The 15,608-nt window shown below is 69.1% G+C and carries 15 protein-coding genes and 1 pseudogene; 7 read left to right on the top strand and 9 right to left on the bottom strand.

The genetic code is table 11. The features are described 5' to 3' along the window. Positions 1–13: 13 nt before the first annotated feature. The 5 genes and pseudogenes from ACN28I_RS34250 to atpG form a co-directional block, all read right to left on the bottom strand. Complete coding sequence (locus tag ACN28I_RS34250; protein WP_420946109.1) at positions 14–403, bottom strand: group I truncated hemoglobin; 390 nt, start codon at positions 401–403, stop codon at positions 14–16. Positions 404–722: 319 nt separating this feature from the next. Next, positions 723–1,127, bottom strand: a complete 405-nt coding sequence (locus ACN28I_RS34245; protein ID WP_047860918.1) for a F0F1 ATP synthase subunit epsilon — start codon at positions 1,125–1,127, stop codon at positions 723–725. Positions 1,128–1,157: 30 nt separating this feature from the next. Next, positions 1,158–1,697: a hypothetical protein gene (locus ACN28I_RS34240; RefSeq protein WP_420946108.1), complete on the bottom strand. Its 540-nt coding sequence runs from the start codon at positions 1,695–1,697 to the stop codon at positions 1,158–1,160. Between the two features lie 30 nt (positions 1,698–1,727). Continuing rightward, positions 1,728–3,174 (bottom strand): annotated as a pseudogene (gene atpD / locus ACN28I_RS34235) (F0F1 ATP synthase subunit beta). A 114-nt stretch (positions 3,175–3,288) separates the two neighbouring features. After that, positions 3,289–4,197, bottom strand: coding sequence for an ATP synthase F1 subunit gamma (gene atpG / locus ACN28I_RS34230; RefSeq protein ID WP_420946107.1), 909 nt, complete (start codon positions 4,195–4,197; stop codon positions 3,289–3,291). 235 nt (positions 4,198–4,432) lie between these two features. Here atpG and ACN28I_RS34225 point away from each other — a divergent pair, with 235 nt between their 5' ends. The 4 genes from ACN28I_RS34225 (at position 4,433) to ACN28I_RS34210 (ending at position 7,116) form a co-directional block, all read left to right on the top strand. Further along, positions 4,433–4,855, top strand: coding sequence for a response regulator (locus tag ACN28I_RS34225; RefSeq protein ID WP_420946106.1), 423 nt, complete (start codon positions 4,433–4,435; stop codon positions 4,853–4,855). Positions 4,856–4,961: 106 nt separating this feature from the next. Next, entirely contained in the window at positions 4,962–5,591 is a 630-nt protein-coding gene (locus ACN28I_RS34220) for a SanA/YdcF family protein (RefSeq protein ID WP_420946105.1), read from the top strand. A gap of 100 nt (positions 5,592–5,691) precedes the next feature. Continuing rightward, a complete protein-coding gene (locus ACN28I_RS34215) occupies positions 5,692–5,964 on the top strand; it encodes a hypothetical protein (protein ID WP_420946104.1) in 273 nt (90 codons plus the stop codon). Positions 5,965–5,979: 15 nt separating this feature from the next. Further along, the gene (locus ACN28I_RS34210; RefSeq protein ID WP_420946103.1) at positions 5,980–7,116 is read left to right on the top strand and encodes an AI-2E family transporter; all 1,137 of its coding nucleotides are present in this window, start codon (positions 5,980–5,982) and stop codon (positions 7,114–7,116) included. Between the two features lie 58 nt (positions 7,117–7,174). Here ACN28I_RS34210 and ACN28I_RS34205 read toward each other — a convergent pair whose 3' ends face one another. After that, positions 7,175–8,647 carry an SMI1/KNR4 family protein gene (locus ACN28I_RS34205; protein ID WP_420946102.1) on the bottom strand — a complete coding sequence of 491 codons (1,473 nt, stop codon included), beginning with the start codon at positions 8,645–8,647 and terminating at the stop codon, positions 7,175–7,177. A gap of 177 nt (positions 8,648–8,824) precedes the next feature. Here ACN28I_RS34205 and ACN28I_RS34200 point away from each other — a divergent pair, with 177 nt between their 5' ends. Beyond that, positions 8,825–9,358 carry a hypothetical protein gene (locus ACN28I_RS34200; protein WP_420946101.1) on the top strand — a complete coding sequence of 178 codons (534 nt, stop codon included), beginning with the start codon at positions 8,825–8,827 and terminating at the stop codon, positions 9,356–9,358. An 82-nt stretch (positions 9,359–9,440) separates the two neighbouring features. Beyond that, positions 9,441–9,785 (top strand): thioredoxin family protein, encoded by a 345-nt coding sequence (locus ACN28I_RS34195; RefSeq protein ID WP_420946100.1) that lies wholly within the window; start codon positions 9,441–9,443, stop codon positions 9,783–9,785. On the opposite strand, the gene ACN28I_RS34190 is transcribed toward ACN28I_RS34195, so the two are convergent. The 3 genes from ACN28I_RS34190 to ACN28I_RS34180 form a co-directional block, all read right to left on the bottom strand. After that, positions 9,786–10,832 carry a terpene synthase family protein gene (locus ACN28I_RS34190; RefSeq protein ID WP_420946099.1) on the bottom strand — a complete coding sequence of 349 codons (1,047 nt, stop codon included), beginning with the start codon at positions 10,830–10,832 and terminating at the stop codon, positions 9,786–9,788. It abuts the gene before it with no gap. Between the two features lie 311 nt (positions 10,833–11,143). Further along, on the bottom strand, positions 11,144–12,142 hold the full coding sequence (locus ACN28I_RS34185) for a Gfo/Idh/MocA family protein (protein ID WP_420946098.1): 999 nt from the start codon (positions 12,140–12,142) through the stop codon (positions 11,144–11,146). A gap of 3 nt (positions 12,143–12,145) precedes the next feature. Continuing rightward, entirely contained in the window at positions 12,146–12,943 is a 798-nt protein-coding gene (locus ACN28I_RS34180; protein WP_420946097.1) for a hypothetical protein, read from the bottom strand. Between the two features lie 302 nt (positions 12,944–13,245). On the opposite strand from ACN28I_RS34180, the gene ACN28I_RS34175 reads away from it, so the two are divergent. Then, positions 13,246–15,231: a M3 family metallopeptidase gene (locus ACN28I_RS34175; RefSeq protein ID WP_420948770.1), complete on the top strand. Its 1,986-nt coding sequence runs from the start codon at positions 13,246–13,248 to the stop codon at positions 15,229–15,231. The last annotated feature ends 377 nt before the right edge of the window (positions 15,232–15,608 follow it).

Below are 15,608 nucleotides of genomic sequence, written 5' to 3'. Positions count from 1 at the left end.
CCTCCCCTCGGAATCAGCGGTTGAGCACGTCCGCCCGCGCGCTCTCGGCGATCGCGAGCACCTGATCCACCAGCGGCTTCGCCACGCCCAGCTCCTGCAGCGTCGCCGCGAGGTTCTCCGCCACCGCGTTGAAGTGCGTGTCGTTGAGCCCGTTCTTCACCAGGTGCGCGTGCCCCTTGCGCATGTCCTTGCCCGAGTACGCACTCGGGCCTCCGCACACCATCGTCAGGAACGCCTTCTGCTTCGCCGACTGGCGCTCCATGTCCACGTCCTCGAAGAAGTGGCTGATGCGCTCGTCCGACAGCACCTTCCGGTAGAAGAGATCCACCGCCGCCTCCATCGCCGGCTCCCCACCGATCTGCTCGTACAGGCTGTTCTTCTTGTCCGCGACGTTGGTGCTCATGTGCGCTCACTCTCCGGGCCGCGTGCGGCCCCCTGTTTCGATGCATTGAAACGCATCTTTAAATGTGCATTCTGAATGCTCCTTTTTGGACGTGACGTCAAGAGGCACGCTCGCACGGCCGGTGAACAGGGGGGAAGCGGGGCGTGGAAATGACGAAGCCCCCGCTGCCTGACGCCCGGTCCGGGGCATCGTGCATGGGGGCTCGATCAGCGCTTCATGGGGGGGAACCCGGGGTCCGGGCACCCTCACCCCGTCCCTCTCTCGGGGGGAGAGGGGTACTGCTCGCGGGTGTTTCTCTCGCGATTCTGCGTGGGACGGCTCAGCGCATCGTCGCGGCGCTCATGCGCGCCGTCTCGCGGCGCACCGTCGCCTGCTCGATGTCGAAGCGCACGTCGTCCGACGACATGCCGCGCAGCCGCTCCTGCGCCTCCTGCATCCGCCGCTTCGCCGCTTCCACGTCGATGCCCGTCACCGGCTCCGCCACGTCCGCCAGCACCAGCACCTTGTCGTTGCTCACCTCGACGAAGCCGCCCGCCACGAAGTAGTACTCGCGCCGCCCACCGTCGATCAGCGTCATCGGGCCCGGCTCCATCAGCGACAGGAACGGCGTGTGGCCCGGCCGCACGCCGAACAGACCCTTGCCACCCGGGACGATCGCCTCGTCCGCCTGCACCGACAGGATGCGCTTCTCGGGGGTCACAATCTCGACCGTCAGCTTGGCCATGGGCTTCCGTGCTCCCTGGGGTACCGCTTTTCAGAAGGTCAGCTGGTGGGACTTGCCGCCCACCGTCTCGAACTCGATGCGCCCTGCGTCCGTCAGGCGCGGGCCCTTGCCCGGAACCCCGAGCACGCCCTCCAACCACTTCAGGTGCTGTCCCAACTCCCGCACCTCGGAGACCTCGCGCAGCCCCACGAAGCTCAGCAGGCGCCGCTCCTGCACCCGCCCCTGGCGGTCATACTCCTCCGCCACCACCGTGTTGGCCCACGCGGGCACCTTCTTGTACTTCTTCCCGGGCAGCTTCTTCGTGCCCTTGGGCGCCAGCGGGAAGAGGATCCACACCCGCTCCCCGTCATTGGAGACGAAGTACAGGTCGTCCACTCCGCCCACGCACTGCTTGAGCGTCCACACCGGGCCGCTCTCCTTCGAGACCTCCAGCGTGCACTTCCCGGTCTGCTCCACCAGGCGCACGCTGTAGGTCCCGTTGGCGCTCACCCGCGCACGGCTGGAGCGCTCCTGCCCGAAGGCCGGGAGCGCCACCAGCAACAGCATCAGAACGAGGGTGGAACGCAGCACGTGGGCTCCCTGCCGGCGGGCAACGGCCGACTACGCCGCCGCCATCTTGCGGGCCTTCTCCAGCGCCTCGTCGATGCCGCCCACCATGTAGAAGGCGGACTCGGGGATGTCGTCGTGCTTGCCGTCGGCGATCTCCTTGAAGCCCTGGATGGTGTCCTGGAGCTTCACGTACTTGCCCGGCGAGCCGGTGAAGATCTGCGCCACGAAGAACGGCTGCGACAGGAAGCGCTGGATCTTCCGGGCGCGCGCCACCACCTGCTTGTCATCCTCGGAGAAGCTCGTCCATGCCGAGGATGGCGATGATGTCCTGCAGCTCCTTGTAGCGCTGGAGGATGCCCTGGACCTTGCGGGCCACCGCGTAGTGCTCCGCGCCCACGACGTCCGGCGAGAGGATGCGGCTGGTGGAGTCGAGCGGATCCACGGCCGGGTAGATGCCCAGCTCGGAGATGGCGCGGTTGAGCACCGTGGTCGCGTCCAGGTGGGCGAACGTGGTGGCCGGCGCCGGGTCCGTCAGGTCGTCGGCGGGCACGTAGATGGCCTGCACCGAGGTGACCGAGCCCTTCGTCGTGGAGGTGATGCGCTCCTGGAGGCTGCCCATCTCCGTGGCCAGCGTGGGCTGGTAACCCACGGCGCTCGGGATGCGGCCCAGGAGGGCGGACACCTCGGAACCGGCCTGGGTGAACCGGAAGATGTTGTCGATGAAGAGGAGCACGTCGCGCCCCTCGATGTCGCGGAAGTACTCGGCGATCGTCAGGGCCGTGAGGGCCACGCGGGCACGGGCGCCGGGCGGCTCGTTCATCTGCCCGTACACCAGCACCACCTGGCTCTCCTCCAGGTTGTCGATCTTGATGACCTTGGACTCCTGCATCTCGTGATACAGGTCGTTGCCTTCACGGGTGCGCTCGCCCACGCCGGCGAACACCGAGAAGCCACCGCGCTCCACGGCCACGTTGCGGATGAGCTCCTGCAGGAGCACCGTCTTGCCCACGCCGGCGCCGCCGAACAGGCCGATCTTGCCACCGCGGGTGTAGGGGGCCAGCAGGTCGATGACCTTGATGCCGGTCTCGAACATCTGCACGCGCACGTCCTGCTCCGTGAACGGAGGAGGCTGGCGGTGGATGGGCCAGGACTCCTTGGCCTTCACGGGGCCCTTCTCGTCCACCGGGTCGCCGGTGACGTTGAGGATGCGGCCCAGGGTGGCCTTGCCCACCGGCGCCTGGATCGGGGCGCCCGTGTTCTTCACCGCCACGCCGCGGGCCAGACCCTCGGTGGAGTCCATGGAGATGCAGCGCACGGTGTTCTCACCCAGGTGCTGCGCCACCTCGAGGGTGAGGTTGTCCGCCTCGTTGCTGATGTTGGCGTTGGTCACCTTGAGGGCGGTGTACACCTCCGGGAGACCGCCGGGCGGGAACTCCACGTCGACCACAGGTCCGAGAACCTGCGTCACCTTGCCTACCGTCGGAACTTGAGCGCTCATGGAATGTCTTCCGTCCCTCGTCGAAATTGTGGCCCGGGGGATGGGCGGGCCCCCTCTACAGGTGGCCTCCCCCAGGGGTCAAGCTTCGCGGCCGCGAGGCCAGAAGCGGAACTTCTACTTCAGAGACTCCGCGCCGGACACGATCTCCATCAGCTCCTTCGTGATGACCGCCTGGCGGGTGCGGTTGTACGTGAGCGACAGGCTGGCGATCATGTCCGAGGCGTTGCTCGTGGCGTTTTCCATGGCGCTCATGCGGGCGCCATGCTCGCTGGCGACGCTCTCCAGCAGGGAGCGGTACAGCTTGATGGCCACCGCCTGGGGCACCAGCCGATCGAGCACGTCCTGGCGGCCCGGCTCGTACTTGAAGTCCACCAGGGCCGGGGTGGGCGCGGCCACCGGAGCCACCGTGCCGGCCTCGGCCGCCGTGGGGGCGCCCACCGAGAGCGTCTGCAGCGGCAGGAGCTGCGCCACGGAGACCTTCTGGCTGATGGCGGAGAGGAACTCGTTGTAGACGACGTAGACGGCGTCCACCTCGCCCTTGAGGAAACGCGCGCTCATCTCCTCGGCGACCTGCGAGGCGTGGGGGTAGTCCAGCCGCTGGAAGAGGAAGCCGAAGTCCTTGCGCATCTTCTGGCCGCGATTGCGGAAGAAGTCGTTGCCCTTGCGGCCCACGGAGGAGACCTCGATCTCCACGCCGCTGTTCTCGTAGATGAAGCGGCTGGCGCGCCGGATGACGTTGGAGTTGAAGCCGCCGGCGAGGCCGCGGTCCGAGGTGAGCAGCAGCAGCTCCACCTTGCGCACCGGACGCGAGGTGAGCAACGGGTGCGCCAGCTCCTCGCCCCCGGAACGGGTGGCCAGGTCGGCGATGATCTGGTCCAGCATCTGCGCGAAGGGACGCGCGGCGATGATGGCATCCTGCGCCTTGCGCAGCTTGGCGGCGGAGACCATCTTCATGGCCTTGGTGATCTGCCGCGTGTTCTTCACCGAGCGGATGCGCTTGCGGATATCGCGAAGGGACGCCATGGGGCCACCGACTCCTCTGGAAACGCGGACCCGGCCACCCCTCCAGCAAGAGAGGGCAGGGTCTGGACGGGGCCCCCTATATAGGCGGTATGGCGGCCGGTCAACCGTGGCCTTGCAACCGGGTGGCCCCGGCGGCCCGGGCCGGGCATCCAGGCGATTCCACCGGGGGTGCCGCCCTGGGTCTCCGGACTTAGCCTTCGGGGGCAGGTTCCTCTCGTTGGCGGAGCGCTGAACCATGGCTTCCCTGCGTGGCCCGGTATTGATCGTGGAGGACGACCCGGACATCCGGGAGTCGCTCCAACACTTCCTGGAGGCCCATGGCTACCCCGTGGTCGCGGCCAGCCATGGCAAGGAGGCCCTGGAGTACCTGGGGCGAGCCCCCCGGCCCTCGATGATGGTGCTGGACATGAACCTGCCCGTCATGGACGGCAACCGGCTCCTCACCACCCGCAGGGGGGATGACACCCTGCGCTCCATCCCCGTGGTCATCCTCTCGGCCTCCCTGGTGGGGATGAGCCCGAGGGACCGGGCCCTGTACGCCTCCTCCTTCGGGGTAGCCGCCTTCCTGGGCAAGCCGGCGGACCCCCGGCAGGTCCTGGAAGCCGTGGAACGGCATGCTTTGAGGACCGAGGACACGAGCGCCGGTGTCCCCGTGTGAGCACCAGGCAAGAGAGCACCTTCCTTCCGGGAATGAAGGGAGGAGAATGAGCCTCCCGGCGGTTTGGCCGGGGACCATGGGGAGAGGCGGCAAAAAGGCGCGAGCCTTGCGCAAGTGGGTGCAAGGGCTGCTGGCCATGGGGCTGGCGGCGGTCCTGGGCGTGTGGGTCGTTTCCTTCTATGTGGAGAAGCGCTACGCGGACCGGATCATCCCGCGTGCGGAGGCCCCCCAGGCCCCGGTGGCGCTGGTGTACGGGGCGGGACTGGCCCCCGGAGGCGTGCCCTCGCCCGTGCTGGCCCAACGGCTGGACGCCGCCATCGCCCTGTACCGGGCGGGCACGGTGGACTCGCTGCTGCTCAGCGGGGACAACTCGGACCCCTTCCACGACGAGACGCGGGCCATGCTGCGGTATGTCCTGGACCGGGGCGTGCCGCCCCACGCCGTCGAGGAGGACGACGCGGGCCTGTCCACCTACGACAGCTCCGTCCGGGCCCACACCGTCTTCGGGGTGCGCGAGGCGGTGCTCGTCACCCAGCGCTTCCACCTGACGCGGGCGCTCTACATCGCCAACTCGGTGGGCATCGACGCCTGGGGCGTGGCCGCCGACGAGGGCCGCCCCCGCACCCGCCGCTACGCCCTGCGCGAGACGTTCTCCCGGGTGCTCGCCCTGGGCATGGTGCTGGCCGAGGCGGAGCCCCGCTACCCCTCCGGCCGGACGCTGGCCGCGCCGCGCTGAGCCACCTGACAGGCGGGCGGCCCCGCTCTGTTGCGTGGAATCCAATGGGTTCGCACCGTTGGCTCGGAGCAGCCAACCCGGCGTGCTCGGAGGAGACACCATGCGATTCAAGAAACTCGGGTCCGAGGACGTGGGTGAGTCCGAGTCCCTGCGCAACCGGGACCCCGTCACCGGCCAGGAGCACATCAACTTCACGGACCAGGAGCTGACGGCCACCCCGCCCCTGGAAGACGACCCGGACTACCGGGACATCCTCCCGGATCAGATTCACGAGTTCCGGCGGGGTGACGAGGAGGAGCAGGACAAGGAGATCACCGCCCGGCCCCGCGAGCCGCTGCGGCCCATGCCTCCCAATGATCTGCCGGAAGGCTAGGCGAGGCCCGGGCGCGTGGAGACGCCGGCACGGCCCCGCTCGCAGGTGACGCCCCGCACGGTGTGGACGGTGGCGTTGAACGTGCTGGCGCTGGTGGCCGTGCTGTGGCTGCTGGCCCGGGCGTGGACGGTGCTGTCGTGGGTGATGGTGGCCCTCTTCCTGGCGCTGGCGGCGCATCCGCTGGTGCGCTGGATGGAGGGACGAGGCGTGCGCCGCGGCGCCGCGGTGCTGGCCGTGGGCCTGCTGGGGATGGGCCTGCTCTCGGCGCTGTTGATGACCCTGGTGCCGATGCTGCTCGAGCAGGCTCGCGCGCTGGTGCAGGCGGTGCCCGACTACGTCTACCAGCTCCAGCACCGCCCGTGGGTGCAGAAGCTGGACGAGCGCTATGACGTCATCGACCGGATCGCCACGGAGCTGCGCCAGCGCATCCCCATGACGCCCGGACCGGTGTGGGGGGTGGTGACGGACCTGCTGCGCAAGCTGGCGGCCGTGGTGACCATCTCCGTGCTGACCATCTTCTTCCTGCTCTTCGGCCCGGACCTGTTCGACAAGGCCCTGCAGTGGGTGGAGCCGTCACGCCGCGAGCACTGGCGCGGCCTGGGACATGAGATGCACCGCACGGTGGGCGGCTACGTGGCGGGCGCCTTCCTCATCTCCCTCATCGGCGGCGGGGTGACGGCCGTGTCCACGCTGCTGCTGGGAGTGCCCTACTTCATGGCCCTGGGCCTGGCCATGGCGGTGCTGGGGCTCATCCCCTTCGTGGGCGCCTTCCTGGGCATGCTCCTGGTGACGGGCACGACGTTCGCCTCGGTGGGGACGAAGGAGGGCCTCATCGCGCTGGTCGTGTTCGTGGTCTATCAGCAGGTGGAGGGCAACCTGCTTCAGCCCCTCATCCAACGCCGAACCCTCAAGATGAACCCGCTGCTCATCGCCCTGGTGATGCTGGTGGGCACCAGCCTCGCGGGCCTCATCGGCGCGCTGCTGGCACTGCCCATCGCCGGCGCGGTGCAGGTGCTCCTCCAGGACCGGCTGGCCCGGCTGCACGAGCAGTGGCGCACCGGCAAGAATGGCGTGACGCGCGTCATCCTCGCCCCCGAGGACCAGGGACGCCGGCAACAGCCGCCCTCCGAGCCACCGTTGATTCAGCACTGAGCCCGATCCCCTCTCACCTCGAGAGGGGATGGGCGTGAGCGCGAACGGCGACCGTGGCTCAGCGACGGCCGCGCCCAGCCGCCTTCTTGGCTGGAGCCTTCTTCGCCGCGGCCTTCTTGGCTGGAGCCTTCTTCGCGGCTGCCTTCTTGGCCGGGGCCTTCTTCGCCGCGGCCTTCTTGGCTGGAGCCTTCTTCGCGGCCGCCTTCTTGGCCGGGGCCTTCTTCGCCGGAGCCTTCGCGGCTGCCTTCTTGGCCGGAGCCTTCTTCGCGGCTGCCTTCTTCGCAGGAGCCTTCGCCGCGGCCTTCTTGGCTGGAGCCTTCTTCGCCGCAGCCTTCTTGGCCGGAGCCTTCGCGGCCGCCTTCTTCGCCGCAGGAGCCTTCGCGGCGGGAGTCTTCTCGGCCGCCTTCTTCGCCGGGGTCTTCGCCGCAGGAGCCTTCTCGGCCGCCTTCTTCGCCGGGGCCTTCGCGCCCGGAGTGGACGCGGCGCCACCCGTCATCGCAATCGCGGCGACGTTCGCCACGGCGGTCGCCGTCTTCGCGGCGCCCTGCGCTACGTCGGCAGCCGTCTTCACGGCTTCCTGCGCCACGGCAGCGGCCTTCTTCACCGCACCCCGAGCACGCGCAATGGGCTCGGCCACGAGCGTGGACTGCACCTCCGAAGCCGTCTGCCTCAGTTGCACCACCCGGCGCTCGGCCGCCGCAACCACGGGCTTCCGCAACTCCTCATCGGACTCTTCTTCGGACTCGGCCTGATCCTCCTCGTCCTCGTCCTCGTCGGCCTCTTCCTCGGCCGCTTCTTCTTCGCCGGCCTCTTCCTCTTCGGCCTCATCCTCGGCCTCTTCCTCCTCGCCCTCTTCCTCCTCGCCCTCTTCGGCCGCTTCTTCTTCGTCGCCCTCTTCGGCCGCTTCTTCTTCGTCGGCCTCTTCCTCCTCGGCCTCCTCATCAGACTCGGCCGCGGCCTCCGCCTTCGGCCGCTCGTCCTCGTCGTATTCCACGGACAGGTCGCTCAGCGCTCCCTGCACCGCCGAGAGGGCACGGGCGTAGGTCCGGTCGCCGAACTCCTCCACCTCGGCCGGCGGCACGAGCACCTCGAGCATCGTCTGCAGCGTCCGGTACAGCCGCAGCTCGCGCTTCTCGGTCTCCCAGGTGCCGTAGATCCAATCATCCCCCGAGAGCGATTCCGCCCAGCCCGGCAGCGGGCTATCGGCCTGCTCCACCATCGCCGACTTGCGCGCCGCGAAGAGCTGCCGGTGCGGCCCCTTCACCCCGATGCGCCAGACTCCCGCGGCCGGCAGGCTCTCCAGCTTCAGCCGCGTCTTCTCCAGCACGCTGGGCGCGCCCTCGGAAGCATGCAGCGGGAACAGCGTCACCTCTCCCTGGAGCTCACCGCCGTTGAACGTCCGGTACAGCGCGCCGAGCTCCTCGGGGAAGGGCACCCCACTCTCGGTCTCCGCCCGCTGGACATCCTCGTGTCCCACTCCAGCCGCCGTCCGCTTCGCCGCCTTCTGAAGTCCCTCCAGCCACTCGTACATGTCCCCTCCGCGTCGAGGGCCCCAACTTATGGCGCCCGGGGCCTGCTGCGCAGTGCGCCTCGTCGGATATTGTGCACCGCCCCGGCCTGCCCGGGCAGCCTTTCCGCATCCCGGAGTATCTGATCCCGTATGGACTCAACCCACGGGAGCACCCCTCCACATCCCTTCTGGAGCCCCATGTCCCGCCTCCTCTTCCTGCTGCCCGTCGCCCTCTCCCTGATCGCCTGCGGCCCCAGCCACGAGGGCACCGTGACCTATCAAGTGCGTCTCAAGCCCGGCAGCGTGATCGGCGGCACCATCGCCGACAGCGTGCGCGTGGACGCCACCGACCCCCAATGGACCGCCTTCCTGTCCCAGGCCCGCGACACCCTGGACGAGGCCCCCTCCCGCTTCGACCTCACCCAGGCGCGCATGCAACTGGATGTCACCCAGTCGAAGAACGTGGGCACCCTCCAGGACGTGTTCTCCGGTGAGGTGACGGCCTTCCTGCGCGCCAGCGAGACCGGAACCCAGGTGGACATCGCCACCCTCGAGGCCCCCCGGGGCAGCGCCCAGCTCGGCATGGAGACGACCGGCAACTCGCTGGAGCCCCTGGAGGCGAACCTCGCCCGAGGCGACTTCCTCCTCGGGCTGCGCGGCGGCACTCCCCGCTCGTCCACCGGCGACTTCGAGGCCGTCATCACCCTCACCCTGGACGTCACGGCCCGCTGAGTCCCGCTCCGGACCCCGGCGCCCGCCCCGGCGCCCGCTTCCCTGGTTGAAGCGGGCCCCGGGTGCCGTTACTCACGGGGGCATGTCCCATCCCGTGAGCTACGACGCGACGACGGAGACCTTCGACGCGCTGGTGCTGCAACCCCAGGGCGAGCTGGTGGTCGTGGACTTCTGGGGGCCCGGCTGCCCCAACTGCGACATCTACGCCGCCGCCGAGCCCTCCCTCCTCTCGGAGCTCGAGGGCGCCCGCATGCGCGTGGTGAAGGTGAACGCCTACGAGCACGAGGAGCTGGCCCGGCGCTTCGGCCTCTACGGCATCCCCACCTTCCTGCTGTTCCGCGACGGCAAGCTGCTCGGGAAGATGAGCCAGTACTACGGGCGCGAGTACTGGCTCGGCGTCATCCGCGACCACCTGCCCACGGCCTGACTAGCGGCGCAGCTCGGGGAACGGCGAGGTCGGCGAGCTGTAGCGCCCCGTCACCATCGACCAGCGCACGTTGCCGTAAATCCACGCCTTCATCCCCTCCACGTACGAGAGGACCCGCGGGTCCACCGGCCCCTGCTCCAGCAGCGCCTCCTCGCACGCGAGGAACGCGTCCGTGTCCGCGTTGATGACGCCGATGGCCTCGTGGATGGCCTGCTCCAGCCCCAGCTCCTGGTTGACCCGCAGCACGTGCACGAAGTTGTTCGGGTTGCGGTGCCAGAGGACCTCCTTCTCGAAGGAGAACAAGTCGTTGGTCAGCGCCACCACCCGCGTGCACAGGTGCCGCATCCGCTGCACGAGCGGCTGCTGGAAGAGCGCCTCGGGCAACTCCTGCCCCTCCCGGGCGAACTCCACCAGGTCCAACGCCGTGTACATCGCCGAGTCCATGGCCCGCTGCTCGATGTAGGGCTCGAGCTCGGGCACCGTACCCGCCGCCCAGTGGCGCGCCGCCGGGAGCGTGCCCCGGTAGAGGTAGTCCTCCACGTTCCCCGTGAAGCGCTCCAGCCACGCCCCGCTCGCCAGCCGGCTCATCCGCTCGCGCAGGTGGTGGGTGAAGCGCTCCAGCGGCGTCGCCCGCGTGCGCAGCGCTCCCCCGCGCAGCACCTGGAGACAGGACTCCACGTACTCCTGGAGGTACTCCGGACGCTGGCCCACCTCCTCCTGCTCGTCGGCCTGGTCATCGAAGAGGAACAGCCACACGTGCCAGTCGTTGCAGACCTCCAGCCGCTCCCGCGTCCCCCGCGGATAGGCGTAGGCCGTGAGCAGGCCGAACTGGCTCGCGTCGAAGCGCCTCACCACCGGCTGCACCTTCGGCAACAGCTTCACCGCCAATACCCGCGCCCGCGTCGCCCGGTCGATGGCCCTCGCATGCAGGCTCGGCTCCAACTGCCAGGACGCGGGCATCCGCAGCGTCGAGAGGCTGGGTCCCCGGAGGAGTGGCACCTCTTCAGTGGCGAACGCGGCGGAACCAGACGGGAGGACGGCAAGCATCGGAACCTCGAGGCGGACGGTAACCCTGGGAGAGCCCCTCGCCCTCAGCCAGCAAGAACATAATAATGAATTTTGACTGTAAAACAATCTTCCTGGTTCGTCGTGGAAATCCCGTATTCGGGACCTGAAGAAGAACGCCAGGAAGCCCCTCTTCGCATGGAGCACCCGGGTGCCGCACTCTGAAGCCATTCGGGGCTCTCATCCACTCAATCACCAAGAAACCAGACACGTGGTGTCCGGAGAGTGGCGCGGCAACCCGAAGTGAGGGCGCGAGTCCCCCGCTGTCGGGCACCGGAAGGATGGGCCCGCGTTCAGTCCAGCAGGACGCGGCGGCCGCCGTCCTCGGACGCCATCGCCGCCGAGAGGATGCGCTGCACCGTGGCCGCCTCCTCCACCGTGGCCAGCTCCGCGTCCACCTCCGGCGGCTGCGCGAGCATCCCGAGGAACCGGCGCGCCGTCTCCACGTGGGCCTGCGCCCAGGGCTCACGCTCGCCGGGCCTGGGCTCGAGTCCCGGCGCGAGGTCCCTCCAGGCCCCGGCCTCGAAGCAGCGCACCGGCGAGACACACCACCCCTCTCGTGCGGGGATGAAGCCGCCGGAGAAGCCCGCCTCCCAGTCCTCGCCCAACAGCGACCAGCCGCCGTGCAACCCCGGCTCCGGACTGGCCGCGTGTGTCAGCACCAGCACCGCCCCGCTGGAGAGCCCCACCTGCAGCGCCGCCGTGTGCACCGGCCGGCCCGACAGCGACGCCTGCACCCACGTGGGCGCGGCCCCCGTCAGCCACAGCGCCGCGTCCAGCAGGTGCGAGACGCCCCCGAAGTCCGCCGAGCGCCCCACGTACGCCCCCGGCTCCAGCGGCTCCGTGGGGACGAAGCTGTTGCGCACCGTGACGACCAGGTGGCGGGCCCGGTGCTCCGTCAGCCACACCCTCAGCGCCCGCAGCGGCGGCAACATCCGGTAGGGGAAGTTCACCGCGAAGGGACGCTTCGCGCTCCGAGCCTTCCCGGCCAGCGCCACGGCGTCTTCGTGGGTGAGCGTCAGCGGCTTCTCGCAGAGCACCGCGCACCCCGCCGCCAGCGCCGCCTCCACGTGCGCACGGTGCAGCGCGTCCGGGCTCGCCACCACCACCGCGTCCACCGCCTCGCACAGCTCCCGGACATGCACCGTCGCCAACGGGATGCCTTCCCTCGCCGCCACCTCGCGCGTGGAGGCCTCGTGCTGGCCGCACAGCCCCACCACCTCGGCTCCCGCCGCGCGGAAGGCTCCGACGTGCATCAGCCCCCACTTCGTTCCGATGACGCCGATTCGCATGCCCTACCCGCCGCAGCCGATCCGCTGCGTCCCGATGATGATGTCGTCGTACCAGAGCTCGTCCTGCTCGCTGTGGTACGTCTCGAAGCCGAACCACGCCCGCCCGTACTGCGGCGACCAGGTGCTCAGGTTCTTGTTCCAGTTCGTCGTGTGCAGACCCGCCACCTCGCTCCCGTCAAACCACACGCGCAGCTCGTGCTGCGCTCCGTTGAAGAACGCCTCCACGCAGTGCCACTTCCCCGCCTGGAGCTGCACGCCCTGCGAAGGCTGGCCCCACGGGCCCGAGAGCACCTCGTACTCCGTCCCCGGATGGATGAGGTTCGCCTCCAGCACGTACTGGTGGAAGCCGATGCGCACCATGCGCTGGTTGTCCGCCGAGCCCCCTCCGAAATACGTGCTGTGCCCCTCGCCCATCCCGTTCTTCGAACGCATGAAGACCCGCGCGTAGAAGCTGTTGTGCTGCGGCGGGAACGGCGCCGTCGTCGTGAAGAGCACCGAGCGGTAGCTGCCCGTTCCGTTGCCGTTCACGTACACCGACTTCGTGCCGGAGTGCGCCTGCGTGCCGTCGATGGCGATGCTGCCCTTCTGATCGAAGATCTGCACCGACCACTTCGCCGGGTCGGGTGCTCCGCCCACCGTGGCCTGCTCGAAGTCGTCACAGAGCAGCACGCCGTTCGCTCCACAGGCGCTCACTCCCGGCCCCGTGCCGGGTGAGGAGGTGTCCGGCGCGTTCGGGTCGCAACTCCAGGACACTCCGAGCACACAGACGAGCCACAGCCACTGTCCACGTCGTTGATTCACGGTCACCATGCCTTGGGGTCAGGGGCCTCCAGCGTAGCGCCTCGTGGGTCCCAGAGGAGCGGAGACCTCCTCCGGTGGGAACCCGGGGTGTCCGATACCCTCACCCTGTCCCTCTCCCGGAGGGCGAGGGGACGTGCGCGCGGTGTGGCTACGTTTCCCCGGGGGCCTTCTTCCCACTGCGGCGTCCTCCTGCCAGGGGTAGATTCCGCCCTCTGTTTCTCCCCGTCGAAGGAGCCCTCTTGAGAATCGCCGCTCTCACCCTCGCCGCCGCCCTCACCGCGGCCGGTTGCACCCACTCCACCATGCCGAATCCCGAGCCCTCCTCCTCCCTCCAGGCCCAGGCCCGCGAGCCCCTCCCCGCCCCCGAGGGTTCCAAGCTCATGTCCGGCACGCTCGAGGCCTTCAATGCCGCCTGCGCCGCCGACCTCGATCGCGCCCGCGCTCAAATCGCCTCCCTGAAGGCGCTCAAGGCCTCTTCCGATGGCCGCGCCGTCCTCGAGGCCTATGACGAGGCCACCGCCGCCCTCAGCGCCTCCTTCAATCGCTCCAGCCTCGCCCGCGAGGTCCACCCCCAGGCCGCCTTCCGCGACGCCGCCCGCTCCTGCGAGCAGAAGGCCGATGCCCTCAACGTGGAGATCTCCCAGGACCGCGGCGTCTATGACGCCCTGTCCGCCGTGGACCTCTCCAAGTCCGACGCCGCCACCCGCTACTGGATGGAGCGAACCCTGCTCGAGTTCCGCCGCGCCGGCGTGGACCGCGATGACGCCACCCGCGCGAAGGTGAAGGCTCTCAACGAGGAGATCCTCAAGCTCGGCCAGACCTTCACCCAGAACATCTCCGAGGACGTGCGCAAGGTGGAGCTGGATCCCAAGGAGCTCGCCGGCCTCCCCGAGGACTTCATCAAGGCCCACGCGCCGGGCGCCCATGGCAAGGTGGTCATCACCTCCAACTACCCCGACTACTTCCCCTTCATGACGTACGCGAAGGATGGCAAGGCGCGCGAGAAGGTGTGGCGCGCCTACCACCAGCGTGCCCACCCGAAGAACCTGCCGGTGCTCGAGCAGCTCATCGCCAAGCGCCACGAGCTGGCCACGCTCCTGGGCTATCCCTCGTGGGCCGCGTTCGTCACCGAGACCAAGATGACGCGCACCCAGCAGGTGGCCGCGGAGTTCATCGACAAGGTCGCCGCCACCGCCGAGCAGCGCGCGAAGCGGGAGTACGCGGACCTGCTCGCCCGCAAGCAGAAGGACGACCCCAAGGCCACCACCGTCGAGCCCTGGGACCAGGACTACTACGAGGACCGGCTCAAGGCGGAGAAGCTCGGCTTCGACTCGCAGGCGCTGCGCTCCTATTTCGAGTACGGGCGCGTGAAGCAGGGCGTGATGGACATCACCTCGCGCATGTGGGGCATCACCTATGTGCCGGTGAAGGACGCCGCCGTGTGGCACCCCGAGGTCGAGGCCTACGACGTCACCGAGAACGGCACGCTGCTGGGCCGCATCTTCCTGGACATGCACCCGCGGGAGGACAAGTACAAGCACGCGGCCCAGTTCGATCTCGTCGCGGGCCAGGCCGGCAAGCGCTACCCGGAGGGCTCGCTGGTGTGCAACTTCCCGCGTCCCGGTGAGCTGATGACGCAGGACGAGGTGGAGACGTTCTTCCACGAGTTCGGCCACCTGCTGCACCACGTCTTCGCCGGCCGCCAGCAGTGGAAGGGGATTACGGGCATCTCCACCGAGTGGGACTTCGTGGAGACGCCGTCCATGCTCTTGCAGCAGTGGGCCTCCAACCCCGCCATCCTCCAGGAGTTCGCCCGCCACCAGCAGACGGGCGAGGTCATCCCCGCCGCCCTGGTGGAGAAGCTCCGCGCCTCGAAGGAGTTCGGCAAGGGCCTGTGGACGCGCCGGCAGATGTTCCTCGCCGGGGTGTCGCTCGACTACTACTCGCGCGCGCCGGGCTTCGACACCACCGCGGCCCTCGCGAAGCTGCAGGAGAAGTACAGCCCGTTCCGCCACGAGTACCGTGAGGGCACGGCCTTCCAGCTCTCCTTCGGCCACCTCGAGGGGTACTCGGCCGCGTACTACACGTATGTCTGGTCGCTCGTCATCGCCAAGGATCTGGAGACCGAGTTCCAGAAGAATGGCTATCTGGATACGGCCACCACCATGAAGTACCGCAAGACGGTGCTCGAGCCCGGTGGCTCCAAGCCCGCCGCCGAGCTGGTGCAGGACTTCCTCGGCCGGCCCTACGGCTTCGACGCCTACCGCGCCTACCTCGACGTGAAGTAGCCATTCGCTCCGGGCCCGCGCTCGCTCATGGCGGGCGTGGGCCCCCTTCGCGGCACTCGCGGTGCAATCCGCCTCCTCCGCCTTCTGCTTAGAGGCTCCCCATTCGTCCCGGACGCCCAGGTGGGGCATGCTCGCGGCCCATGAGGACTGTCCCCGCCTCGCTACACCTCCCCCTCGCATTGAGCGTTCTCCTGCTGGAAGCCGCCTGCGCCACCTCGCGAGGGCACGCGCCGCACGGTGACACCCGGGCGCCCCACCTTCCCGCCAGCGCCTCGCCGCACGCTGCCGACTCCGAGAGCGCGTCATGGCCAACGCTGGACTCCTCCACCCATTCAGGGGCACGGCTTGTCGATCAGGAGCCCTCGCCCCAAGCGGCC

It is taken from the genome of Archangium gephyra (assembly GCF_049060025.1).
Taxonomy (GTDB): Bacteria; Myxococcota; Myxococcia; order Myxococcales; family Myxococcaceae; genus Archangium; species Archangium gephyra_A.
Note: the sequence above shows the minus strand (reverse complement) of the source record. Positions and strands in the feature narration are given on the sequence as shown.

Bases quoted from the DNA above. Each gene is read 5' to 3' on its own strand.
- ACN28I_RS34175 (WP_420948770.1), top strand. From the start codon at position 13,246: ATGCCGAATCCCGAGCCCTCCTCCTCCCTCCAGGCCCAGGCCCGCGAG.
- ACN28I_RS34245 (WP_047860918.1), bottom strand. From the start codon at position 1,127: ATGGCCAAGCTGACGGTCGAGATTGTGACCCCCGAGAAGCGCATCCTG.
- ACN28I_RS34215 (WP_420946104.1), top strand. From the start codon at position 5,692: ATGCGATTCAAGAAACTCGGGTCCGAGGACGTGGGTGAGTCCGAGTCC.
- ACN28I_RS34225 (WP_420946106.1), top strand. From the start codon at position 4,433: ATGGCTTCCCTGCGTGGCCCGGTATTGATCGTGGAGGACGACCCGGAC.
- ACN28I_RS34200 (WP_420946101.1), top strand. From the start codon at position 8,825: ATGTCCCGCCTCCTCTTCCTGCTGCCCGTCGCCCTCTCCCTGATCGCC.
- ACN28I_RS34190 (WP_420946099.1), bottom strand. From the start codon at position 10,832: ATGCTTGCCGTCCTCCCGTCTGGTTCCGCCGCGTTCGCCACTGAAGAG.
- ACN28I_RS34185 (WP_420946098.1), bottom strand. From the start codon at position 12,142: ATGCGAATCGGCGTCATCGGAACGAAGTGGGGGCTGATGCACGTCGGA.
- ACN28I_RS34250 (WP_420946109.1), bottom strand. From the start codon at position 403: ATGAGCACCAACGTCGCGGACAAGAAGAACAGCCTGTACGAGCAGATC.
- ACN28I_RS34195 (WP_420946100.1), top strand. From the start codon at position 9,441: ATGTCCCATCCCGTGAGCTACGACGCGACGACGGAGACCTTCGACGCG.
- atpG (WP_420946107.1), bottom strand. From the start codon at position 4,197: ATGGCGTCCCTTCGCGATATCCGCAAGCGCATCCGCTCGGTGAAGAAC.
- ACN28I_RS34205 (WP_420946102.1), bottom strand. From the start codon at position 8,647: ATGTACGAGTGGCTGGAGGGACTTCAGAAGGCGGCGAAGCGGACGGCG.